The following is a 24,637-nucleotide window of genomic DNA, read 5'->3' on the forward strand; positions in this document are numbered from 1 at the left end:
ACCTTCAATAAATAAATGAAATTTTGATCCGAGATTCAATTTGAGCAGATCATTTTATCATTGACTGTCCACAAGGTGGAAGATCATTTTTTCATAGGGGATCAGTGAGGCAAGGACTAATAGATCTTAAGATCTTTTTAAAAAGATCTTTATTATTTCTTACTATTAAGATCGTGTTTTTCTGTGGGTAACGCTTAAAGTTTTGTATTTATAATGACTTACGAGATTTTGATCTTGTGATCTAATGACGATCAAACTCAATATAACTTGGGGATAGATCGCTACTTTATCCACAAGGTGGATCCAATGGTAGATCCGAGTGTGAACAGTACAAAGTTATGATCGGTGAAAATAATAGTTTATCCACATATTTATCATTTTAGAACATAATTTGTGGATAAAAGATATGAAAATGTGGATAGAAGATCCTATTATCCAATAAAAGGATCTTCTTTTCTCAGAATTGCTTATTGTGGAATGGTTTGTTGCCATTGAGAAAGCCAGGCTAGTGCAGCTTCTTCAGGTACTGGGGATTGTTGGACGTCAATTTGGATCTTATCCACAAACTCGCTAGATCCAGCCTGTGTAAATAATTCTGCGAGCTTTTTGGGGCCTGCACAAAAAGTGTCGTAGCTTGAGTCGCCAATGGCACAAACGGCGAATTTTACTGCACTAAGATCGGGTTGAAATAGCATGATCTGTTTATGAAATGGTTGGATATTATCTGGTAATTCGCCTGCGCCATGAGTTGAGCAAACCAAAATCCATAGTGGATATGTGCTGACTGTGTCTAATTGTGGATCGGTAAAAACGTCAGCTTGATGGCCAAGCTGAGCAAGCTGCTCTGCCATATCATCTGCAACATACTCAGTGCCGCCGAGTGTTGTTCCTACTAGTAATGCGATTTTGCTCATTCGATGTTCCTACTATTTACTTAAGCTTTCAAGGTAACTATTGCCCAAACTGTGGGCTACTGGGATTAAACTCGTGAGATTGATAGTGGCACTAGTTTATTGCTTTTCCCAGTGTTGGAACACTATTTAGAGATAGTTAGCTGCTAGTCTGTAGGTATTAGTGAGCGGGCGGGAGTTGCAGGCTGTTTAGGACAATAACAGCCTGCAATGGCTTATATTACTTGAATGAATATTCTTGGTAATCGCCTGTTTTAAAAATAGATTTACTGATGAACTTAGCTTGCTTGAAGTTGATGCTGTTAAGATCAATCTTGCGAACATCCATATTGTCATAAGTTCTGAAATAGTAATCTTTGTTGTTGATGTCTACCACGTTTGCAAATGAAGTGAACTGAGGTAGATCTGATGCAAAGCGCCAGTACAGTGCCCCTTGTGGAATGTCGACTGAGTTAATCATATTCCAAGCGCGGTTTACTGCGTCAAAGTCAGACTTAACAAGTTGCAAATCTTGGGTTTGATGTAAAGCGGTTAGCTTTTGGAATCGACCAATAGGTGACATATCAAACGCTGCAAATGTTTCTTCTGAGAACTGAGTCTTACCGCCATCAACTAGCATTGCCGCGAGACTTTGCTGGGTTTGATAGCTTGGATCGTTTGTCATCACTCCAAGTTTATTTTCAAAGATGGTAGGGTAGCCAGAGCCGTCTTGGTACTCAACAACGATCGCACGTTTACCGTCATTAAAAGCAAAATGGGTTGCTAGGTGTAAGCCATCAACTACGTCGTACGCAGCAATGCTGACTTTATGTTGCTTTAGCAGTGCTTCTGCTTCATCAACATTTTTAGCATTGGATAATACAAAGCCTACAAGATCGCCCGATTTAAGCTGCTCTTGTCCTTCTGGTGCAAACTGGCTTTCACCTAACACCAGTGCCTCACCGTTGAGTCCATGTTCATTTAAACCTGATGAAAACAGTTCGTCCTGATGCATAATACCGACAAAACCATACTTACTTGTGCCATAACTAAATTGGTGCTGTTGCGGCACCAATGCAACTTGTGCATTTAACTCGCCAGGCCATTCCATGGTTCTGCCAACAAAAGTATTGCCGTTAGCGTTAAAGTTAAAGTTTGAGCAAGCTTGAGCGATGTCGCTTATTGCAAACATACTTGTCGCGGCTAATGCTGCAATCGCGAGTGATTTTTTGCTAATGATTGAGTTGTTCATAATAACCTCGATTTTGAGTTGCTAATTTTGCTGTCGAGAGGGATTATGGAATATAAATTTCATTTCAATAACTCGTATAAAAAGGGTTTTATCCTGCTATAAATACCAATGGCAGAAGTTAATAGCTGAAGGCTAAATACTGATAGTTAAAAGTTAAGGGTATTCATGATGAAGTTCTCGCTCGATCAACTCACCGCTTTTGTCACGACTGTGGAGCAGGGCAGTTTTAAGCAAGCGGCATTATTACTAGGCAAACACGCCACGACGATTAGTCAGCAAGTCGCAACACTAGAGGTCGATATTGATATTCAGCTATTTGAGCGCCACGTTCGTAAACTTGCACCAACTCAAGCAGGCCTTGAATTTTATCAGTTTGCACGGCCTGTACTGATTGAAGCAGGCGTGCTTGAGTCCAAAATCGATACCATGCACGCAAAGTTGCCCAGTGAGCTGCGCATTGCACTAGATAGCACCATCCACGATCGCCAATTATTGCGATGTATTAAGCAAGTTACGCAACAATATCCGCATTTAGCTATCGAGGTTCATAGCGGCGAGCCAGAGCAAATAATCGAACTTGTTACCAGCAATCAAGTTGATCTGGGGGTAATAACCACTTTATTTAAGCCATTTGAAGGGATCATTAGTCAGCCATTATTTAACTTTGAGCTGATTTTTATTGGTGCGCCAAGTTGGGTTGGTTGTGATGAAGTTAAAGTGCAGGAACAGCTAAAGTCGTGCCCACAATTGGTTTATCGTTACGTGACGCAAAACAGCAACTTGCATGGACATATTCTGAGTTATCACTATCACAGCGTGGCTAATTTAGCCGACTTAATTGAGATGGTGAGCTTAGGAATGGGTTGGGCGATTGTGCCGAGATTTCAAGTAGAAACCTATCTGGAACAAGGTGATGTTACCGAGTTCGTGGTGTCGGGAGGTAAGTCTGTGAGTTGGTATAGTGAGCTTATTTATGCTTCTGATAAGCAGCTTAACCCAGCTATGCAGCGTTTTATTGAGTTGGCTTTGACCTTGAGTGATAGGTAGCATTTGTAAATTATTTTTTAAATTATCCCGATCAAGATCGCCTTTTAGTACAAAACTACTCTACTTAGTCAACAATCCCTCTATGATCTAGATCAAATTCGCGTTGCATGAGCAGCGCATTCCTTTTTATTGCTGAAAAAGCAAATCTTACCGAGTTAATTATGTCTATAAAGTTGTCGCCAATAGCGATTGTTATGTGCAGTGCTTTTGCAACGAGTGTTGCTGCAAATGAACAGCAAAATGGTATCGATGTTTCAGGTACGCTGCGGGTTAATTATGCTTATATTGATTATGACAAGGCCTCGAGAGATAAGTTTGGTGATTTTACCTTTGATATGGCAGCAGTTAAATTTGACGGCAAGCTAGATAACTGGGGCTGGCGTCTGAATATCGTTTTTATGATGGTTGGCAAACTCTGCGTTATGGCTATGGCTTTGTTGATGTTAACTCAAATTGGCAATTACAACTTGGGGTGACGCAAACACCTTTTGGTAATCCAGGGTTCATCTCTAATAGCTTTTGGTTTGGCGTGCCTTACTACTTGGGTTTTGAAGATGACTATGATCTAGGTATAAAAGGCGTTTATAACAATGGTGCTTGGGGTACTCAAATTGCCTTTTTCAAAAATGGTGAAGCCAGTGCCACTAGCAATGAGCGTTATTCGCCTGATTTATACTCAGGTATTGTGGGGGATATTGAATACCATAATGAAGAAACCAATCAAGTTAACCTACGCCAAACGTATGAACTGACCTATGAAGCAGGTAAAGCACTTCTTGGTGGCTCATTAGAAGTAGGGCAGATTTACAATAGCCTTACTGGTAATACTGGGAGCCGCTATGCTGCAGCTGTGCATATGGATGCAAGTTATCAAGATTGGGCTTTGCAATTACAAGTTATGCAATACCACTATGATGCGGCAGATGCCGTTGATGATAACAAAATTGCTGTTGCAGCTTATCAGTGGCAATACGAAATAGCCTCAAAAGCGCAGGCTTATAGTATCAACCTCGCCCGCACGGTTAATTTTGATTGGGGTAATATTAAATTTTACAATGATTTTGGCCTAATAACCCCTGACGTAGCAGATGATAGCTATGACAATAGCTACCAAAATGTCACAGGAGCAGCAGTTACAGCTGGGCCGACATATACTATGGTGGACTTTATTCTTGGCAAGAATATGTACGCATCAACAAGAGATAATGGCCATGTTGGATTGCCTGAAAATAGCACTAGCTGGGATAAAAGAGTCAACATCAATTTTGGCTATTACTTTTAATTTTGGCTTCTAATTTTTGCTTTTTATTTCAGCTTTTAAGTTAAGCTTGCCAATCCAAATGTTTAGATGAATAAGGCCCCTGTTTAGGAGCCTTATTTAGTTTATATACCAGTATTATGCTAATTGGTATTAGGTTCTATCTAGCTATTGTCGATAATGCACCTTGCATGAAACTGCAGATGCTCCTCAATAAAACTCGCGATGAAGTAATAGCTATGATCATAGCCAGGTTGCATACGCAGGGTTAATGGATAATCCACCAGCTTTGCTGCATCAACTAACGCTTCAGGTTTTAGCTGTTCGACTAAAAAATTATCTTGCTCACCTTGGTCGACTAATGCGGGAATATGATCCCGCACAGGGCTTGCTTTCATTAATTCACTGCTGTCGTATTGCCGCCACTGCTGTTGATCATTGCCTAGGTAGCCTGCAAATGCCTTTTGTCCCCAAGGGCAATTCATTGGCTGGCTAATAGGACTAAATGCTGACACGCTGGCATAACGCTGCGGGTTTTTAAGGGCTATCATTAATGCGCCGTGACCACCCATAGAATGGCCGCTAATTGCACGTTGAGTTGTCACCGGAAAATGTTGCTCAATGAGCTTAGGTAGCTCATTAACGACGTAGTCGTACATTTGATAGTGCTGAGCAAATGGGGTTTGCGTTGCGTTGACGTAAAAACCTGCGCCTAAACCAAAGTCATATGCGCCATCAGGAGCATCTGCCACATCATCACCGCGCGGACTCGTATCTGGCGCCACAATTGCTAAACCTAACTCGGCTGCAACCCGCAATGCACCCGCTTTTTGCATAAAGTTTTCATCGGTGCAGGTTAAGCCAGACAGCCAATAAACCACAGGTACATTTTGCTTTTCAGCTTGTGGTGGCAAGTATATAGCAAAGCGCATATCGCAATGATTGCTTGATGATGCATGGCTAAACTGTTTGTGCCAGCCGCCGAATACTTTCGCTGCGCTTACTTGGGTTAAACTCATTTTCTGTCCCTTATCATGGCTGTAACCAGAATAGTTCGCTGAGTTATACACTGCAGCGAACCAAGGCTTATCTATGTTATCTATCTAGGCTACTTATCGAAGTGGATGACACTGCGAATACTTTCACCTTTATGCATTAGCTCGAATGCTTCATTAATTTCATCAAGCCCCATAGTGTGAGTAATGAACTGATTAAGTTCGAATTCACCATTTAAGTATTGCTCAACAATGCCTGGTAGCTCACTACGACCTTTCACGCCGCCAAATGCGCTGCCTTTCCATACTCGGCCTGTAACCAGTTGGAATGGACGGGTTGAAATCTCTTGCCCTGCACCAGCAACACCAATAATCACTGACTCGCCCCAACCTTTATGACAACATTCTAGTGCGCTACGCATAACGTTAACGTTACCTATACACTCGAATGAGTAATCTACGCCGCCATCTGTCATTTCTACAATGACTTCTTGTATAGGCTTATCAAAGTCGTTTGGGTTAATGCAGTCGGTTGCGCCTAGTTGCTTAGCCAATTCGAATTTAGACTCATTCAAGTCGATACCAATAATGCGTGACGCGCCCGCCATTGTGGCACCGATAATCGCTGATAAACCAATACCGCCCAATCCAAAGATAGCAACAGTATCACCTTGCTCTACTTTAGCGGTATTGAGCACTGCGCCCATGCCAGTTGTTACGCCACAACCAAGTAAGCAGACTTCTTCCAAAGGGGCTGCTTTGTTAACTTTTGCCAGTGAAATCTCTGGTAGTACAGTGTATTCAGAGAAGGTAGAGCAACCCATATAATGAAAAATAGGTTCACCGTCTTTGTAGAAGCGAGTGGTGCCATCTGGCATTAACCCTTTACCTTGGGTTTCACGCACCGCACTACATAAATTGGTTTTGCCAGACTTACAGAACTTACACTCACCACACTCAGCTGTGTATAACGGAATAACATGATCGCTAACTTTTACACTGGTAACGCCTTCGCCAACCATCTCAACAATACCGCCACCTTCGTGACCAAGGATTGCTGGAAACACACCTTCAGGATCATCGCCTGATAAGGTAAATGCATCGGTATGACATACGCCTGAAGCAATTACTTTGACAAGGACTTCGCCTGCTTTTGGCAGCATGACGTCAACTTCTTCAACTTTGAGTGGTTGTCCCGCTGCCCAGGCTACGGCGGCTTTTGATTTGATAAATTGTGCAGACATATTCAGGTATTCCTAAGGATTATGTTGGTACTAACTAAGGCTCTACAGAGTGTAGAAGATAAAATTATTGTAATTGTTATTTTATGATTGATAATCGGCCTTAATTGCAAATCACTTTTACGAGAGAGTAATAATGAGTCCATGGGAAGGTGTAATGGAGTTTGTTGCAGTTGCCAAAACAGCGAGCTTTACCGCAGCAAGTAAACGCTTAGGTATCTCTACTGCTCAAGTTAGTCGTCAGGTGAGCCAATTAGAGAACCGCTTGCAAACCAAACTGTTTTATCGCACCACGCGCAAGGTGTCGTTAACTGAAGAGGGCGCAATCTATTTTCGTCATTGTGAGCAGGTACTTGATGGTTTAGCCGAGGCTGAAAGAGCCATATCAAGTTTGCAGCAAGAGCCACGAGGGCTGATTAGGATTACCGCGCCAGTGACTTATGGCGAGCGTTTTGTGATGCCAGCTATTATTGATTTTATGCAGCAATATCCGCAAGTAGAAGTGGTTTGTGAGCTAACTAACAGACAACTTGATTTAGTCGCCGGTGGTTACGATTTAGCGATTAGGTTAGGGCATTTAGTTGATTCATCTATGATGGCAAAACGCTTAGCCAGCCGAACCCAGTATGTTTGTGCTGCACCTAGTTATATTGCTGAATTTGGCCTGCCAACATCGCTAGCGCAGCTAGCTGATCACAATTGCTTAGTCGGTACCCATTCGCATTGGTCTTTTACTGACAAAACTCAGACTTACTCTATAAAAGTTGCGGGCAACCTACGCTGTAACAGTGGTTTTAGTTTGTTTGATGCTGCATTGAAGGGGATTGGTTTGGTTCAGCTGCCTGACTATTATGTGAGTCAGGCACTTAAACAAGGGAAGTTAGTATCGATACTCGATGAATTTCAGCCAGAGCAAGAAGGGATTTGGGCGCTCTATCCACAAAACCGGCATCTATCGACCAAGGTGCGTTTATTGATGGAGCATTTAACCGAAGCGCTATAGTGCAGTGGCTGCTGACTATCTAGGTAAACATCTTGCTCAGCAATCTTGGCACTTGCGCTTTGGGTGTTTGGGTTATTTTTATCACTTGTTCAAAGTTCAGCGGTTTAGTTACTGATGATTGTTGTTTAGCAATGCTAGCCAATTGATGTTGCCATAGGTGCGCTGTCATGGTGGCATCAGCTAACGCGCGGTGATAAACGCCATCTGTGGGTAATTGGTGATAGTCCACCAGTGTACCTAGCTTATGATTAGGCGCATCTTGATGAATTCGCCTTGAAAGCAGTAAAGAACAAGCACATTGCCCAGAATAGCTATGACCAATTCTGGCAAATTCAGCATCGAGAAACTTAATATCAAAGCTAGCGTTGTGGGCCACAAGATTAAAGTCACCCATAAACTCGGCAAACTCGCTCATTACAGTCTCGCAACTTGGCGCCGTGCTTAGCATTTGATTGCTGATCCCGGTGTAATTTTCAATAAAACTATTAATGCGTCGCCCTGGATTCATTAATGCTTGAAATGAGTCGGCTATTTCACCGTTAATCAGTTTAACTGCACCGATTTCAATAGCGCGGTCGCCTTTATCTGGTGATAAACCTGTGGTTTCAAAGTCGAGTACGACAACATTGTTTGCTGCAGTCATGGGTTACCTTGTGTTTGGTTATGTAGCTTATTTGGCGGTTTGGCTGAACTTCTCCAGCAGGAAATCAATCAGTACCCGAACGCGCTTGGCTTTTTGGGTATTTTGATGGAAGTAAACGTAAATTCCTGAATAGGTCGGCCAGTATGGTTCTAATACTGGTATAAGTGAGCCGTTAGCAAGTTGATCTGCAACAATGGGCTCAACGATGCGGCCAATTCCTAAACCATTTAATGATGCATCTATCATTAAGTCTGTGTCGTTAACTACCATGGAGTTGGGAAATTCGACCGTGATTGTTTGTCCATGATTATCTAGCTGCAACGGCGCAAGTTGATTGGAGCTGATAAAGCGGTAGCGGATTTGTTTGTGTTGCCGCAAGTCTTCAAATGACTGTGGAATACCGTTTTGCTTTTGATACTCAGGCGACACAAACAGCGCTTCGCGCATTGGTGCAGTCAGTGGCCTTGCTATCATGCCTGGCTCAACTTTATCACCAAATCGCAGGCCTAGATCAAAACCCTCTTCAAGGATATTGATAGTGGCATCTGAAACTGAAATTTCGAGTTCAATGTCCCCATAACGCTGGCAAAACTCATGATAGATTGGTTTTAACCAGTGTTGGTAGACAAAGCGCGGTGTGGTAATACGCAGCTTACCTGAAGGTGCTTTGCTGAGGTCACTGACACTTTCGACTGCCACGGCGAGTTCATGCATAGTCGCAAAAGTGCTTTGATGCAGGCGTTTACCTGCCTCTGTTAGCTCTATGCGGCGCGTAGTTCTAACAAACAAGGGTAAGCCTAATTGTTGCTCTAGCGCCTTTAAGGCATTACTGACAGATGGCGGCGCTATCTCTAACTTCTTAGCAGCCTTAGTAATACTGCCTTCAGTGGCAATGGCATTAAAGATATTAAGTTGGCTGTAGGTGGTTCCTGAAAGCATAGTTACCTCACTATTATTAGCTAAATCATAATAATCATTTAGTTAATATCTGTCTAAAAATTATTAATTATTCGGTCTACACTAGCTACAAGTTTTAAGGCACTCGACTAACAACACGGTGTCAGTCAATATTTTTGGAGATGGTTATGAGCAAAGTATTAGTAATTTCTGGTCACCCTGAATTAGCAACATCAAACACTAACACTGTGATCCTAAAGCAGCTAGAGCAGGGTGTAGATAACATTGAGGTGCGCTACTTAGACAAGCTTTATGGTAGTGATTACAAAATTGATGTAGCTGCCGAGCAGGCGGCTTTGCAAAGCGCTGATGTTGTTGTGCTGCAATTCCCATTTTACTGGTATTCAATGCCTGCACTTTTGAAGAAGTGGCTTGATGATGTGTTTAGCTATAACTTTGCTTATGGCTCAAAAGGCGACAAGTTAAAAGGTAAGCATTTGGTCTTATCTTTTACAGTGGGTGGCCCAGAAGAGTCATATACTGACACAGACTATAACCATTTTACCATTGAGCAGTTGATGAAGCCGCTACATCAAACCGCCATGCTGGCACAAATGCACTATGTTGAGCCGATTTATTCTCATGGCATGGTATATATCCCAAATGTTTATAACGAGTTAGATGAGGTGCAGGGGCGAGCTTTAGTTCACGCTGATCGCTTGATGACTCAGTTACAGCAATTAACTAAGCAAGGCGCATAAGTGGAGGCCGAGATGACAAATCACAAGTCTTTAATTGAAGCTTTTGTTGCCCAGTGGTTTAAGCGTTTTGATGTGCTACCTGATGACAGTGCCTGGTTTAAACAGTTTTTGGCCGATGATTTACGTTTAGCTATGCCTGAAGGGGAGTTTGTTGGCCCTGATGGATTTGATGCTTGGTATCAAATTGCCCGCAGTAATTTCAAACCCAACTGTTTACATCTGGTTAAGCAAATTGATGTTAAGTTAGGCGAGAATGAAGGGGAGCATAAGGTAAGTTTGATAATTCACCTTGAAGCGCAGACCTATGAAACATCGCAATTTAAAGGTGAGGTATTCGAGCTTGATGTGGCTGAGTATTGGCGTTTAACCCTAGATGATAAAGGGCAAATTAAACTCCATGATTATCAGGTCATGCCTTTGTAGAACAGTTGGGGTTTTACAATAAAAAAACGCAGCCAGTTAGCTGCGTTTTTTTGATATGTACGGATAGTTGCGAATATAAAGTTAGTACTTACTCACTTTATGTATTCGAGCTCTATATCTTGGGATCAATAAGTACTATTTGCCAATACAGAACGAGCTGAAAATCTTACCTAATAGGTCATCTGAGGTGAACTTACCGGTAATTTCAGATAGCGCTAACTGGCACATGCGTAGCTCTTCAGCAAGCAATTCACCAGCTTGGAATACCTCAAGTTGTTCTTTACCCAGTTGCAAATTGCTTGAGGCTAAATCTAGTGCTTCTAAGTGGCGACGACGGGCAATAAAGCCACCTTCAAGGTTACTTTGATAACCCATTAACGACTTCAAATGTTGCTTAAGGGCATCGACACCTAAGCCAGTTTTGGCAGAGATGCGATAAACCTCATTACCTTTTTCTGTGGTGTGCTCTAACGCTTCGCCTGTTAAGTCAGCTTTATTGCGCACAACAGTCACGCCTAGATTCTTTGGTAAGCGGTCAATAAAGTCTGGCCAAATATCGTGTGGGTCAATTGCCTCTGTGGTGGTGCCATCAACCATAAATAACACTTGGTCGGCGGTGGCTATTTCATCCCATGCACGCTCAATACCGATTTGCTCGACAGTGTCTGAAGTGTCGCGCAGCCCCGCAGTATCAATAATATGCAGCGGCATACCATCAAGGTGAATATGTTCACGTAGCACGTCGCGTGTGGTGCCAGCTATTTCAGTCACAATGGCTGACTCTTTACCTGCCAAAGCATTAAGTAGACTTGATTTACCGGCATTTGGGCGACCAGCAATCACCACTTTCATGCCTTCGCGAATGATTGAGCCTTGCTTAGCGCTTTGTTGCACATGGGCAAGTTTGTCGATAATCGCATACAGAGCATTAGCAATTTTACCGTCTGATAAGAAGTCGACTTCTTCATCAGGGAAATCAATCGCTGCTTCAACATACAGGCGCAGATTAGTGACCTTATCTACCAGTTCGTGTACTTCATTTGAGAACTCACCCTGCAGCGAGTTTAATGCGCTTTTGGCTGCTTGCTCGCTGGTGGCATCAATTAAGTCAGCAATGGCTTCTGCTTGGGCTAAGTCGAGCTTGTCGTTCATAAAGGCTTGCTCACTAAACTCACCAGGTTTAGCTATGCGTACACCTTCGACTTCAAGCACACGCTTGATCAGCATATCAAGCACGATTTGCCCACCGTGACCTTGTAGCTCAAGTACATCTTCACCAGTAAATGAGTTTGGTCCTTTAAAAAATAGCGCGATACCCTGATCGATAACCTTGCCATCAGCAGCATTAAAGTTGCAGTAGTCAGCGTAGCGCGTTTTAGGAATATGGCCTAAAACAGTATCTGCGACCTTGCTAGCAAGGTCGCCTGAAACACGAATAATACCTACACCACCACGTCCAGGGGCGGTAGCTTGTGCCACGATAGTGTCTGTTTTCACTGGAATACCTGTTAATTTTTACAAAGGAAAAGGCGGCTAAACAGCCGCCTTTAAATCATTTACTGGGTCGAGCTAAGGCTTATTTTAAGCCTTTTTTCTCCAGCTGGGCATAAATAATCTTCTGCTGGATGATGGCAACGATGTTACCGACTAACCAGTAAAGTACTAGACCTGATGGGAACCATAGGAAGAATACTGTGAAGATAATTGGCATCCACTGCATCATTTTCACTTGCATTGGATCCATGGTTGGTGCCATTGGCTGCATCTTTTGCATTAACCACATAGACGCACCCATTAGTAGTGGAAGTACGTAGTATGGGTCTTGAACCGATAAGTCATCAATCCAAAGCATAAATGGTGCATGACGTAGCTCGTAGCTTTCTAGCAATACCCAGTATAGGGCAATGAAGATAGGCATTTGGAACAAGATAGGTAAGCAGCCGCCCATAGGGTTAACTTGCTCTTTCTTGTACAGCTCCATCATTGCTTGACCCATTTTCTGACGGTCTTCACCGTAACGCTCTTTTAGGTCAGCAAGTTTCGGCTGTAGGTTACGCATCTTCGCCATAGAAGTGTATTGCGACTTAGTTAGTGGGTATAGGAAACCACGAACCGTTAGCGTAATTAAGATAATTGCCATACCCCAGTTAACTACCAGTGATTGATAGAACATCAATAACCAGTGGATAGGGATTGCAAGCCACCATAGGAAACCATAATCAACTACTAGGTTAAGAGACTCTGAGATAGCAGAAAGGGCTTCTTGATCTTTAGGGCCAACATAGAACTGTGAGCTAATTTTTTGGTTAGCACCAGGTGCAATGTCATACATAGCGCCGCGGAAACCAATATTAGCCAAGCCACCAGCGCTAACGCTTGAGAAAATGGTGTTAGCATCGTTTGCTGGTGGAACCCATGCTGATACAAAGTAGTGTTGTAGCATAGCAGCCCAACCACCGAGAGTTGGTTGGTTTAGGTTACTTTTCGCCATGTCTTCGAAGTCATACTTCTCGTAGCGGGTATTTTGGGTTGAGTAAGCCGCGCCGCGATAAGTTGGCATCATCATGCTGCTTTCTGAAGGACGGATGGTTTGTTTAATTTGACCATACATCTGCATTTGCAGCGGGCTAGCAGTGGTGTTGTTTACTTCGAAATCAACGCTTACATCATATTGGCCACGGGTAAAGGTGAAGCTTTTAACATACTTAACGCCGTTTTCAGCAACGAAAGTCATTGGTACAGTTAAGCTATCTTGACCATCAGCAAGGGTGAATGACTCCGCTGATACTGCGTAATGCGGACGACCATTTGCAGCACTATCAATACCATTACGACCAATTAGGCCGCTTTGAGCGATATAAGTGAAGTCATTGTTTTGTTCAAGTAGAACAAATGGATCTTCTTGGTCGATTTCACGCTTGTGCTCAAGTAGCGCAGCGTAAACAATATCACCACCAACAGGATTGATTTTAATATCAAGCGTATCTGTCTTGATTGAAATGAAATCAGCGTCAAGCGGTAATTGAGCAGGAACGCCAACACTGTCAGCTTCAGGAACATCACTACTATGATTTGCTGCTGAGGTTGTTTGAGCAGCACTTTGTGGTGCTGGTTGTGGGGCTTGATCGGCATTCCATTGTTGCCACAGCAATAAGCTGACGAACAATAGACCAATAAGCAAAATATTGCGTTGAGATTCCATAGTTTATTTATTACACCTGTCTTTTTTTGGTGGGACGGGATCACTACCGCCGGGATGTAAAGGGTGACATTTTAATATGCGTTTGGCTGCAAACCAACAACCTTTTACGGTTCCATGCAGATTAATTGCTTCAATTGCGAACTGTGAACAACTTGGATGAAAGCGGCAGCGATGCCCCAGCATAGGGCTGATAAAGAGTTGATAGCCTCTAATTGCCTTGGTGGCTAACCATTGTAGCGGCGATTGAGTTTGCGCCATAGCTTCTCTATCAATCGGTGAAGTTGTGCATTATCCATATCTACCACGCCATTTCGCACAAGGACGACTATGTCGAGATTGGGAATATCATGCTGATTTAAGCGAAAACTACTTCGAATGATTCGCTTGATACGATTACGATCACTGGCGTTTTTTACAAAACGTTTAGCAACAGTTAAACCGATACGTGGATTTTGCTCTGAATTAGGAATTGCGAGCAGGGTAATTTCAGCAGAAGATGCTTTGATGGGGTTGGTAAATACGGGTTTGAATTGTGCGGGAGTTAAGAGTCTTAACTCCCGCCCAAAGGTATAGCTAGTCACCTAGTTAACTACTTATTAAGCAGATAAACGAGCGCGACCTTTTGCACGACGACGTGCAAGAACCTTACGGCCGCCAACAGTGGCCATACGAGCGCGGAAGCCGTGAGAACGCTTGCGCTTCAGGTTGCTAGGTTGAAAAGTACGTTTACTCATGATGGCAATCCGTCTTTGTTAGTTAGTAAACCTTTAACTCAAATAGAGCAAAGGGCAAAAAAGAGGCCGAATTGTAATCACTTTAACTACCAGCGTCAACAGCCAAAGCAGTATTATGGCTAAATTCTACCTATTCTTATTGGGATCTTATCTGTTGTTGCCACCACAGGGTGTGGATAAGTCTGTTAACTAACACTACATCTTGTGGATCATAAGCGGCTAACGCAGATCAGAGCGGCGCTATTATAGATCAAAGCTGATCGGTTAATAAAGCCGAAGCAGCGTCAAATTATCGCGAATTGGATCGAAAATGATCTTTAATGATCTTAGATATCCACATACAATGGATCGCTCTGGGGATAATTCTTCTATAAAGGATAGCGATCATTCAGATCTCGCTATAGAATAGCCCTCCTTTAATCAAACATTTGGGGATAAATAAGTGGCGGTTTCACTTTGGCAACAATGTATCGGCAGATTGCAAGATGAGCTCAGTGCGCAGCAATTTAGTATGTGGATCCGACCGTTACAAGCTGAAATGGATGGCGATACGCTTGTGTTATATGCCCCAAACCGTTTCGTATTAGATTGGGTTCGCGACAAATACATTAATAGCATTAATCAGTTTTTTACTGAGCAAATGGGCGGTGATGCGCCTAAGTTGCGCTTTGATATTGGTAGTCGTCCATCAGCCCCTGTGTCGCGACCAGCTGCCCCACAAGCACCAAGTAAGCCTGCTGCTAGCCCAAGCGCCAGCAGTGGCCCACGTTTTAATACCAATGCTGAACCGTTAGCGGATGCTAATCATCGCAGTAATATTAATCCAACTTACCAGTTTGATAACTTTGTTGAAGGTAAATCGAACCAGCTCGGTAAGGCTGCAGCGCTGCAAGTAGCAGAAAACCCAGGCGGCGCATATAACCCACTATTTTTATATGGCGGCACAGGTTTAGGTAAAACCCACCTTTTACATGCAGTGGGTAATGGCATTATTAAGAACAACCCTAATGCGAAAGTGGTGTACATGCATTCTGAGCGCTTTGTTCAGGACATGGTTAAAGCACTACAAAACAATGCCATTGAAGACTTTAAGCGTTACTACCGCAGTGTTGATGCACTCTTTATTGATGATATTCAGTTTTTTGCTAACAAAGACAGATCCCAAGAAGAATTCTTCCATACCTTTAATGCGTTATTAGAAGGTAATCATCAGATCATCTTAACTTCAGACCGTTATCCAAAAGAGATCGACGGCGTTGAAGATCGTCTTAAATCGCGATTTGGTTGGGGTTTAACCGTGGCGATTGAGCCACCTGAGTTAGAAACCCGTGTTGCCATCTTAATGCGTAAAGCCCAAGAGAGCGGCATAAACTTACCTGATGAAGTGGCCTTCTTTATTGCTAAGCGTTTACGCTCTAATGTTCGTGAGCTAGAAGGCGCATTAAACCGCGTTATTGCTAACGCGAATTTCACTGGCCGCCCAATCACAATTGATTTTGTGCGAGAAGCACTAAGAGACCTCTTGGCACTGCAAGAAAAATTGGTCACTATAGACAATATTCAGAAAACAGTGGCTGAATACTACAAAATCAAGATGGCTGACATGTTATCTAAACGCCGCTCACGCAGTGTGGCACGTCCACGACAAGTGGCGATGGCATTGTCTAAAGAATTAACTAACCAAAGTCTGCCAGAAATTGGTGATGCCTTTGGTGGTCGCGACCATACCACTGTGTTGCACGCTTGCCGCAAGATTGCGCAGCTGCGTGAAGAAAGTCATGATATTAAAGAAGATTATGCTAACTTGATTCGTACACTGTCTTCTTAATTCAGGGAACGTGGAATAGATGAAATTTTCAATTGATAGGGATGCCCTATTAAAGCCTTTACAGCTAGTATGCGGCGCGGTTGAGCGTCGTCATAACCTACCTATTTTATCCAACCTATTGGTTGAGGTGAGTGAACACTCACTGAAACTAACCGGTACAGACCTTGAGGTCGAGCTGGTTGGTCATGCACCTATTCAAGGTGACATTCAAATAGGTAGAACCACAGTTCCTGCTAAAAAGCTGTTGGATATTGTTAAGTCACTTCCAGAGTCTGAAATCAAAGTTGAGCAGCAAGACAACCGTTGGTTATTGCGCTCAGGTCGTAGCCGCTTCTCGTTAGCGACATTACCTGCTGAAGAGTACCCGAATGTTGAGGCCTTTCAGGCTGAGATTGAATTTAGCATCAAGCAAGGTGTGCTTAAGTCGATTATTGATTCAACTCAGTTCTCAATGGCTAACCAGGACGTACGTTACTACCTCAATGGTTTGTTATTTGAAACCGAAGGCAATGTACTCAAAGCCATTGCCACCGATGGTCACCGTTTGGCATTAAGCCATCGAATGGTTGAAGCCACTTTGCCAGAGAAGCAAGTGATTGTTCCGCGCAAAGGTGTGATTGAAATGGCGCGTTTGCTTGATACTGAAGATGCCGATATTACCATTGCCATTGGTGACAGTGCGATTCGCGCCACCACGGCTGCAGCAGTATTTACCAGTAAATTAGTTGATGGCCGTTTCCCTGATTATCGCCGCGTACTACCAAAAGGCGGTGATAAAATTGTGGTTGCTAGCCGCAATCAATTTAAACAAGCATTGACCCGCGCTTCTATTTTATCGAATGAGAAGTTCCGCGGTGTGCGTATTCAGCTTGAGCCTGGTTTATTGAAGATAACTGCAAATAACCCAGAGCAAGAAGAAGCCGAAGAAATCATTGATGTTGATTATCAAGGTAGTGAGTTAGAGATTGGCTTTAACGTTAGCTACCTGCTTGATGTGCTTAACAACCTTGCCAGCGATGATGTGCGCATTACCTTAATTGACGGCAACTCAAGTGCCTTAATTGAAAACCACAAAGAAGAAGATTCTATGTATGTGGTGATGCCGATGCGATTATAAATCTATAGATTAAATTGTGGTAATCTCTAAAGGTGCATAACTTGATGCACCTTTTTTGTTTGTCTATCCGCGTTTGTAGGAATTCATGAGTTTAACTCGCCTTAATATCAATTCGTTTAGAAATATCTTGTCAGCTCAGATGCAATTGGCTGACGGGCTTAATTTGATCTATGGCGAGAATGGCAGCGGCAAAACCAGCGTATTAGAAGCTATTTTCTTCTTAGGCATGGGGCGTTCATTTCGCAGCCATTTGTCACAAAGGGTCATTAATAACGAGCAAGATAATCTCACTTTGTTTGCTATGCTTGAGCGCGGAACTCGGCAAACAAAGTTAGGTTTACGTCGTAGCCGCAGTGGTGATATTGATGTCAAAATCAATGGCGAGAACATTAAGCGCTTGTCGACGCTAGCCGAAGCCTTACCCATTCAAGTTATCACGCCAGAAAGTTTTTCTTTGCTTTTTGAAGGCCCAAAATCAAGGCGGCAGTTTATTGATTGGGGCGCATTTCATTGTGATCCTAATTTTCATTTGGCCTGGGCTAATACAAGGCGAATTTTAAAGCAGCGTAATCAACTCCTTAAGAGCGAAACACCCTATGCAAATATCCAATTTTGGGATACAGAATTGGTGCGCTATGCTGAGGTGGTCACTGAGATACGAAATCGATATGTAGACTCGTTAAATGCGCTACTAAAGGGTATAATCGAAGAGTTTTTACCTCAGGTAGATTTAAAGGTTTCATTCACCCGAGGATGGGATAGCAAAACGGAGTATTTGCAACATCTTGAGAACCAATATCCACGCGATTTAGCCTCTGGTTTTACTGGAGGCGGCCCCATAAAGCAGACTTGCGTTTACGGGTGGGAAGCTTGCCGGCTCAAGATGCCTTGTCCCGAGGACAATTAAAATTATTAGTCTGTGCACTGCGTATTGCACAGGGAAAGTTGCTGAAACAACAACTCAATAAAAACAGCATTTATTTGGTGGACGACTTACCGTCTGAGTTGGATGCAAAGCATAGGCAGCTATTGCTGAAACAGTTAACGGAAACCGGAGCACAGATTTTTGTGACCGCCATTGACCCTGCAGCAATAGTCGATTCGTTATCTAGCCCGCCCGACAGGATGTTTCATGTGGAACACGGCAAGATAGCGGTTATTGAATAACAACGAGAGAGAAATATGTCAGAGAATAGTTACGATTCTTCCAGCATTAAGGTACTAAAAGGCCTTGATGCGGTACGTAAAAGACCTGGTATGTATATCGGTGACACCGATGACGGCACCGGCTTACACCACATGGTATTTGAAGTGGTCGATAACTCTATCGACGAAGCGCTAGCAGGTCACTGTAACGAAATCACCATCACTATTCATGCTGATGGCTCTGTTTCTGTACAAGATGATGGTCGTGGTATTCCAGTTGAAATTCACCCTGAAGAAGGGGTGTCAGCAGCAGAAGTTATTATGACGGTACTGCATGCTGGTGGTAAGTTCGACGACAACTCGTACAAGGTTTCTGGTGGTCTTCACGGTGTAGGTGTTTCGGTAGTAAACGCGCTATCTGAAAAACTACAAATGACTATTCGCCGTGACGGTAAAGTTTACGAGCAGTTTTATGATATGGGTGTACCGCAGGAGCCAATTAAGCCTGTAGGTGACACGGATAAAACCGGTACCAGCATTCGTTTCTGGCCGAGCAAAGAGACTTTCTCTGACACATTATTCCACTTCGACATTCTGGCTAAGCGCGTTCGCGAGTTATCTTTTCTTAACTCAGGTGTTGGTATTCGTTTAGTCGATGAGCGCGAAGAAGAGCGCAATGAGTTTTTCCGTTATAAAGGTGGTATCAGTGCTTTCGTTGAATACCTTAATAACAACAAAACTCCTGTAAACAAAGATATCTTCCATTTCCAGCATGAACGTGAAGACGGTATTACTGTTGAAGTAGCGATGCAATGGAATGATGGTTATCAAGAAAATATCTTCTGTTTCACCAACAACATCCCACAGCGCGATGGTGGTACTCACCTAGCGGGCTTCCGTGGAGCACTGACTCGTAACCTAAACAACTATATGGAGCGAGAAGGTTACAATAAGAAGGGCAAGACTAGTGCTAGTGGTGATGATGCTCGTGAAGGTCTTACTGCCGTTATTTCGGTTAAAGTACCTGATCCAAAATTCAGCTCACAAACCAAAGACAAGCTAGTTTCTAGTGAAGTAAAAGGTGCTGTTGAGCAAACCATGGGTGAGAAGCTAAACGATTACCTATTGGAAAACCCTACTGACGCTAAGTTAGTGGTTCAAAAAATTGTTGATGCAGCTAAGGCCCGTGAAGCGGCGCGTAAAGCCCGTGAAATGACCCGTCGTAAAGGCGCATTAGACCTAGGTGGTTTGCCAGGAAAACTAGCTGACTGCCAAGAGAAAGACCCGGGTCTTTCAGAAATTTACATAGTGGAGGGTGACTCTGCGGGCGGTAGTGCTAAGCAGGGTCGTAACCGTAAGAACCAAGCTATTCTGCCACTGAAAGGTAAAATTCTAAACGTAGAGAAAGCACGTTTCGATAAGATGTTGTCGTCTCAAGAAGTGGCAACGCTTATTACCGCACTTGGTTGTGGTATTGGTCGTGATGAGTACGACCCAGAGAAAACTCGCTACCACAACATCATTATCATGACCGATGCTGACGTCGACGGCTCGCACATTCGTACCTTGCTGTTGACCTTCTTCTTCCGTCAAATGCCTGAGCTAATTGAGCGCGGTTTTGTTTATATTGCACAGCCACCGCTATTTAAAGTGAAGAAAGGTAAGCAAGAGCAGTATCTGAAAGATGAAGCTGCACTCACTGAATACCTAACTACACAAGCTTTAGATAACACTCATATCTATCCAAGCCAAGGTGCGCCTGGTATGTCAGGTGAGCCACTAGAGCGTTTGGTTAATCAGTACCGTGAAGTGGAAGCGATTATTAGCCGTTTAGAAAAGCGCTACCCAACTAACCTGACTGATCGCATGCTATATCACCCAGGTGTGACCGCTGAAATGTTAGCTGATGAAGCGGCAATGAAAGCATGGGCCGAAGCCTTTGTTGCTGACTTAACTGAACGTGAAACTGATGGTGTGCTGTACTCGGTTGAGGTTACACATGATCCTGAGCGTAATGTTTATGCACCTAGCCTGACCATTCGTAAGCATGGTATCGACACCAGTTACCTATTTGGTTATGACTTCTTTACCTCTGCTGATTATGAGCACATTGCCAAACTTGGCGCAGCGATTAATGGTCTGGTTGAAGAGGGCGGTTATGTACAACGTGGTGAGCGTGTTAAAGAAGTCACCAGCTTTGTTGAAGCACTAGAGTGGACGATGAATGAAGCAAACCGTGGTTTATACATCCAGCGCTATAAAGGACTGGGTGAGATGAACCCAGAGCAGCTTTGGGAAACCACAATGGACCCTGAAACGCGCCGCATGTTACGAGTAACGGTTGAAGATGCAGTAGCTGCAGACCAGCTATTTACTACGCTAATGGGTGATCAGGTTGAGCCACGTCGTGACTTTATCGAAACCAACGCACTAAACGTTGCTAACCTAGACGTGTAATACATCTACACAACTAGTGATTTTTAGCGGGTGAATGACATAAAAATTTAAGTTAATCACCCACAAACTAAAAGGTTATTAAATTCAAAAGTTTAATGATATTTACTAACGAGATCTAGTTAACAAAAGGCACCTTCAGGTGCCTTTTTTGTTTTTGCTCAATCTATAAACTACTGCGAATCGCCTGTTTCAGTAGTAAAATAGACAGGATGGTTCGCTGTTTTATAAGGTCGTAGTAACGTGGTCGTTGGCTTATTTAAAAAAGTATTTAATATCCGGGATAAACAGCAGCAAGCAAAGTTTACCGGGACCTCTGCGGCTGCCAAAAGACAGGCTAAAATAGCGCAATCTAGACCAAGTAATGTGCAGATGCGTAAGTCACCAGCACCTGCTTCACAGTCAACCCCCTCACCTCAATTAGCCCAAACACCTATTGCCAAAGCCCCTATCACCAAAGCACCGGAGCAAAAAGCTGCCGAAGTTGATTTATCTGCATTGTTTTATGGTTTGCTGTTCTCACAGCAAGCTGAGTCTGCTGGTGGCACGGCTAATAATCTAGAGCGTAAGGTGATGGGAGAGATAGAGGCAGCGCTTAGCTCAGTTAAGTGCATTGCCGATACCACGCTTAAACTGCCGAGTAAAATTATAGAGCTTGATAAAAAGCTGGCCAATGAAGACATCGATACTAAGGAAGTACTAGCGTTAATTGAGCAAGATCCACTATTAAGTGTCGAAGTGCTTAAGCTGTGTAACTCGCCAGCATTTAGACGCAGTGATAGTGACATTACTAACTTGCAGCAAGCATTGGTACAACTTGGTAGGGTGCAGTTACGCCGCTTTGTTACTGCGAGTTTATCGCGCGAGATGATCGACATTAAGCCTATTTATTTTCGCCGTTTTGGTGCTGAAATTTGGCGTCACTCGATGCAGGTGGCATTTCTCGCCAGTGAACTTGCCGAGGAAGACAACGAGTCGGCGTTTTTGCTTGGATTGCTGCATGATGTTGGCAAAATTGCCATCTTCAAATTACTTATCGATGCCTTCCATCAAGCCGAACCCGGTGAACAACCAAGGTCGTTATTGTTTAGTCAGGTGATGACCACTAAGTCGTTAACGCTTAGTGCTTTGTTAGCAAGAGAGTGGCAGCTACCTATCTCATTTGCTAAGAACCTGGCATTACTTGCCAATACAAATAATGTGCCGCAGCAGGGGCTCGCTAGAGTAATTTGGCAAGCAAATATCATTAGTGAGTGTTCTATGCTGCGTCAGGCAAACAAGTTGTCTGGCGAGGCGTTAGAGGGACTTATGCAAAGCGTGGGCTTAGATACTGACGCATTTGAGCAACTACATCAAAAACTAATCGAGTTTTAATAACTAACCTGAACTCTGGATAATAAATCGGTTTCTAACGGCTATTTTTGCCCGTCTCTTAGTAAAAAGAGGGCGTTGAAGCTACTTGCAATAGGCTAGCTATTGACGCGTAGCTTCGCCTTGAACTACACAAAAACTATCTCGCTAGAAACATAATGGAAGGTATAACTCTGGCCTAGAGAGTTATTGGCACTTCCTTATCCAGAGCTCAGGTTCACTAACATTCTGATTAATAATAAAAAAGCCGCTTGATAGCGGCTTTTTTGTTTGCTTTCAGTTAATTGCTTACTGAAGTAGCGAGATATCTGCAGTATGCAGGAATTGCTCACGCAATTTGCTCAATAGTGCTAAACGGTTTTGCTTAAGCGCTTCATCGTCAGCCATTACCATTACATCTTCAAAGAAGTTATCTACTGCATCGCGCAGACCCGCTAGCAGTGCTAATGACTCCTGGTACTTAGCATCAGCAAATAATGGTGCTAACTGAGGTTGTAGCTCAGCCAGCTTGGCTGCCAGTGCTTTTTCAGCGTCTTCAACGAGTAGTTCATTGTTAATTTCAGCAGCTACACTACCTTCAACTTTAGCAAGAATGTTAGACACACGTTTGTTAGCTGCAGCGAGCGCTAACGCTTGCTCTAGCGTTCTAAAGTGAGCAACAGCCTTAATGCGGCTTTCAAAATCAGCTGGTGATGTAGGGCGACGTGCAAGTACGGCTAAGATAACGTCGACGCTAACACCTTGATCTTGATACCAAGCGCGGAAGCGGCCCATAAAGAATTCAAGCGCTTGTTCAGCGACATCTGCATTACTTAGATTATCACCGTGTAGTGCTTGTGCTTTAGCAATAAGGTCAACTAGATCTAGCGGTAAGTTGTTCTCTAAACAGATACGTAAAATACCGATTGCTGCGCGGCGCAGGGCGAATGGGTCAGCAGCGCCTTTCGGAGCCTGGCCAATACCGAAAATACCCACTAGTGTATCTAGCTTTTCAGCTAGCGCTACACACATTGAAATCGGCGCAGTTGGTACTGTATCGCCAGAGAATTTAGGCTTGTATTGCTCTGCTAGCGCAACGGCAACTGCTTCGGCTTCACCATCTAAACGAGCATAGTGCATGCCCATGGTGCCTTGTAGGTCGGTAAACTCCATTACCATGTTGGTCATCAAGTCAGACTTCGACAATAGACCTGCACGTTTAGCTTGCTCTGCATCGGCTTTTATTTCAGTTGCGATGTAAGCTGCCAGTTCAGAAATGCGCTCAACACGGTCTTTAATCGTACCAAGTTGCTTTTGGAACACCACAGTTTCTAAGCTGGTTAAACGCGACTCTAAGGTGTGCTTTTTGTCAGTGTCGAAGAAGAATTCAGCATCGGCTAGGCGAGGGCGAACAACCTTCTCGTTACCGGCAATAATTTGCTGAGGATCTTTTGACTCAATGTTAGTCACAAAGATGAAGTTAGGCAGCAGTTTGCCGTTAGCATCAAATACTGGGAAGTACTTTTGGTCACCTTTCATGGTGTAAACCAGTGCTTCTGCTGGCACATCTAGGAACTTGTCTTCGAAGTTTGCTGTGAGTACAACAGGCCACTCAACCAAAGAAGCGACTTCCTCTAGTAACTCATCTTCAAGCTCAGCAACGCCGCCAATTTGTTTGGCCGCAGCTTCCGCATCAGCTTTGATAAGGGTCTTACGGCGCTCATAATCGGCAATCACTTTACCTTGCTGTTCAAGCTCGGTGAGGTAGTTGTCTGCATGGCTTAGTTCAAAGGTGTCTACGCCCATGAAGCGGTGGCCGCGAATAGTACGCGCCGACTTAATACCTAGAATTTCGCCTTCAATCAGTTCATCACCAAGTAACATAGTAATGGTGTGAACCGGGCGGATAAATTGTGTCTTGTTAGCACCCCAGCGCATTGGCTTAGGAATAGGTAGCTTGTCTAAGGCTTTTTGTGCCATGTCAGCCACTAGCGTTTTCGTCTCTGCACCAACAACTTGTGCCTTGTGTAGTAACCATTCGCCTTTATCTGTTGTTAGACGCTCAGCCTGGTCAACGCTAATACCGTTACCGCGAGCCCAGCCCATAGCAGCTTTGGTTGGGTTACCATCTGCATCAAATGCTTGTGCAATAGCAGGACCACGTTTTTCAACTACCTTGTCCGCTTGCGCTACAGCGAGTTGTTCGATGTAAAGCGCTAGGCGGCGCGGCGCCGCATACCAGCTAGCTTTTTCAAAGCTTAGCTCGGCTTTTTTTAATTCATCGCTAAAGTTAGCCACTAAAGATTCAGCAAGCTTACGTAGTGCTTTTGGTGGCAGTTCTTCTGTACCCACTTCAATGAGTAAGTTTTCAAATTTCATTTAGTTATACCTCTACT

20 protein-coding genes and 2 pseudogenes are annotated in these 24,637 nt (G+C 43.6%); 10 read left to right on the forward strand and 12 right to left on the reverse strand.

Features of this window, described 5'->3' with window-relative positions:
- Window positions 1–467 precede the first annotated feature (467 nt).
- Both mioC and EXU30_RS10290 read right to left on the reverse strand, forming a co-directional pair.
- Window positions 468–914 (reverse strand): FMN-binding protein MioC, encoded by a 447-nt coding sequence (gene mioC / locus EXU30_RS10285; RefSeq protein WP_130599765.1) that lies wholly within the window; start codon window positions 912–914, stop codon window positions 468–470.
- 217 nt (window positions 915–1,131) lie between these two features.
- On the reverse strand, window positions 1,132–2,142 hold the full coding sequence (locus EXU30_RS10290) for a linear amide C-N hydrolase (protein ID WP_130599767.1): 1,011 nt from the start codon (window positions 2,140–2,142) through the stop codon (window positions 1,132–1,134).
- 165 nt (window positions 2,143–2,307) lie between these two features.
- On the opposite strand from EXU30_RS10290, the gene EXU30_RS10295 reads away from it, so the two are divergent.
- Both EXU30_RS10295 and EXU30_RS10300 read left to right on the forward strand, forming a co-directional pair.
- Window positions 2,308–3,189 carry a LysR family transcriptional regulator gene (locus EXU30_RS10295; RefSeq protein WP_130599769.1) on the forward strand — a complete coding sequence of 294 codons (882 nt, stop codon included), beginning with the start codon at window positions 2,308–2,310 and terminating at the stop codon, window positions 3,187–3,189.
- Window positions 3,190–3,350: 161 nt separating this feature from the next.
- Window positions 3,351–4,471: pseudogene (locus tag EXU30_RS10300) on the forward strand (hypothetical protein).
- A 140-nt stretch (window positions 4,472–4,611) separates the two neighbouring features.
- Here EXU30_RS10300 and fghA read toward each other — a convergent pair.
- Both fghA and EXU30_RS10310 read right to left on the reverse strand, forming a co-directional pair.
- Complete coding sequence (gene fghA, locus EXU30_RS10305) at window positions 4,612–5,466, reverse strand: S-formylglutathione hydrolase (protein ID WP_130599771.1); 855 nt, start codon at window positions 5,464–5,466, stop codon at window positions 4,612–4,614.
- An 89-nt stretch (window positions 5,467–5,555) separates the two neighbouring features.
- Entirely contained in the window at window positions 5,556–6,686 is a 1,131-nt protein-coding gene (locus EXU30_RS10310; RefSeq protein WP_130599773.1) for an S-(hydroxymethyl)glutathione dehydrogenase/class III alcohol dehydrogenase, read from the reverse strand.
- Window positions 6,687–6,819: 133 nt separating this feature from the next.
- Between EXU30_RS10310 and EXU30_RS10315 the strand changes: the two genes are divergently transcribed.
- Window positions 6,820–7,686, forward strand: a complete 867-nt coding sequence (locus EXU30_RS10315; RefSeq protein ID WP_130599775.1) for a LysR substrate-binding domain-containing protein — start codon at window positions 6,820–6,822, stop codon at window positions 7,684–7,686.
- 19 nt (window positions 7,687–7,705) lie between these two features.
- Here the strand turns inward: EXU30_RS10315 and EXU30_RS10320 are convergent, their stop codons facing one another.
- On the reverse strand, window positions 7,706–8,329 hold the full coding sequence (locus EXU30_RS10320) for a 3'-5' exonuclease (RefSeq protein ID WP_130599777.1): 624 nt from the start codon (window positions 8,327–8,329) through the stop codon (window positions 7,706–7,708).
- 27 nt (window positions 8,330–8,356) lie between these two features.
- Window positions 8,357–9,268, reverse strand: a complete 912-nt coding sequence (locus EXU30_RS10325) for a LysR family transcriptional regulator (protein WP_130599779.1) — start codon at window positions 9,266–9,268, stop codon at window positions 8,357–8,359.
- Between the two features lie 146 nt (window positions 9,269–9,414).
- Between EXU30_RS10325 and EXU30_RS20590 the strand changes: the two genes are divergently transcribed.
- Window positions 9,415–9,987: an NAD(P)H-dependent oxidoreductase gene (locus EXU30_RS20590; RefSeq protein WP_130599781.1), complete on the forward strand. Its 573-nt coding sequence runs from the start codon at window positions 9,415–9,417 to the stop codon at window positions 9,985–9,987.
- A gap of 12 nt (window positions 9,988–9,999) precedes the next feature.
- The gene (locus EXU30_RS20595; RefSeq protein WP_130599783.1) at window positions 10,000–10,410 is read left to right on the forward strand and encodes a hypothetical protein; all 411 of its coding nucleotides are present in this window, start codon (window positions 10,000–10,002) and stop codon (window positions 10,408–10,410) included.
- Between the two features lie 135 nt (window positions 10,411–10,545).
- Here EXU30_RS20595 and mnmE read toward each other — a convergent pair whose 3' ends face one another.
- From mnmE to rpmH, 5 genes are all read right to left on the reverse strand, one after another.
- Entirely contained in the window at window positions 10,546–11,907 is a 1,362-nt protein-coding gene (gene mnmE, locus EXU30_RS10340) for a tRNA uridine-5-carboxymethylaminomethyl(34) synthesis GTPase MnmE (protein ID WP_130599784.1), read from the reverse strand.
- Window positions 11,908–11,986: 79 nt separating this feature from the next.
- Window positions 11,987–13,612, reverse strand: coding sequence for a membrane protein insertase YidC (gene yidC / locus EXU30_RS10345; RefSeq protein ID WP_130599786.1), 1,626 nt, complete (start codon window positions 13,610–13,612; stop codon window positions 11,987–11,989).
- A 3-nt stretch (window positions 13,613–13,615) separates the two neighbouring features.
- Window positions 13,616–13,870 carry a membrane protein insertion efficiency factor YidD gene (yidD, locus tag EXU30_RS10350; protein WP_130599788.1) on the reverse strand — a complete coding sequence of 85 codons (255 nt, stop codon included), beginning with the start codon at window positions 13,868–13,870 and terminating at the stop codon, window positions 13,616–13,618.
- Window positions 13,837–14,193, reverse strand: a complete 357-nt coding sequence (gene rnpA, locus EXU30_RS10355; RefSeq protein ID WP_130599790.1) for a ribonuclease P protein component — start codon at window positions 14,191–14,193, stop codon at window positions 13,837–13,839. The genes yidD and rnpA overlap by 34 nt, the downstream gene beginning before the upstream one ends.
- Window positions 14,194–14,208: 15 nt before the next feature.
- Window positions 14,209–14,346, reverse strand: coding sequence for a 50S ribosomal protein L34 (rpmH, locus tag EXU30_RS10360; RefSeq protein ID WP_006083827.1), 138 nt, complete (start codon window positions 14,344–14,346; stop codon window positions 14,209–14,211).
- 442 nt (window positions 14,347–14,788) lie between these two features.
- Between rpmH and dnaA the strand changes: the two genes are divergently transcribed.
- The 5 genes and pseudogenes from dnaA to EXU30_RS10385 all read left to right on the forward strand — a co-directional run bounded on the left by dnaA (window position 14,789) and on the right by EXU30_RS10385 (window position 22,265).
- The gene (gene dnaA / locus EXU30_RS10365; RefSeq protein ID WP_130599792.1) at window positions 14,789–16,174 is read left to right on the forward strand and encodes a chromosomal replication initiator protein DnaA; all 1,386 of its coding nucleotides are present in this window, start codon (window positions 14,789–14,791) and stop codon (window positions 16,172–16,174) included.
- A 19-nt stretch (window positions 16,175–16,193) separates the two neighbouring features.
- Window positions 16,194–17,291: a DNA polymerase III subunit beta gene (gene dnaN, locus EXU30_RS10370; protein WP_130599794.1), complete on the forward strand. Its 1,098-nt coding sequence runs from the start codon at window positions 16,194–16,196 to the stop codon at window positions 17,289–17,291.
- Between the two features lie 85 nt (window positions 17,292–17,376).
- A pseudogene (gene recF / locus EXU30_RS10375) lies at window positions 17,377–18,458 on the forward strand (DNA replication/repair protein RecF).
- Between the two features lie 15 nt (window positions 18,459–18,473).
- Window positions 18,474–20,894 carry a DNA topoisomerase (ATP-hydrolyzing) subunit B gene (gyrB, locus tag EXU30_RS10380; protein ID WP_130599796.1) on the forward strand — a complete coding sequence of 807 codons (2,421 nt, stop codon included), beginning with the start codon at window positions 18,474–18,476 and terminating at the stop codon, window positions 20,892–20,894.
- A 369-nt stretch (window positions 20,895–21,263) separates the two neighbouring features.
- Window positions 21,264–22,265: an HDOD domain-containing protein gene (locus EXU30_RS10385; RefSeq protein ID WP_130599798.1), complete on the forward strand. Its 1,002-nt coding sequence runs from the start codon at window positions 21,264–21,266 to the stop codon at window positions 22,263–22,265.
- A 285-nt stretch (window positions 22,266–22,550) separates the two neighbouring features.
- Here the strand turns inward: EXU30_RS10385 and glyS are convergent, their stop codons facing one another.
- On the reverse strand, window positions 22,551–24,620 hold the full coding sequence (glyS, locus tag EXU30_RS10390; RefSeq protein ID WP_130599800.1) for a glycine--tRNA ligase subunit beta: 2,070 nt from the start codon (window positions 24,618–24,620) through the stop codon (window positions 22,551–22,553).
- Window positions 24,621–24,637 lie beyond the last annotated feature (17 nt).

It is taken from the genome of Shewanella maritima (genome assembly GCF_004295345.1).
Lineage (GTDB): Bacteria > Pseudomonadota > Gammaproteobacteria > Enterobacterales > Shewanellaceae > Shewanella > Shewanella maritima.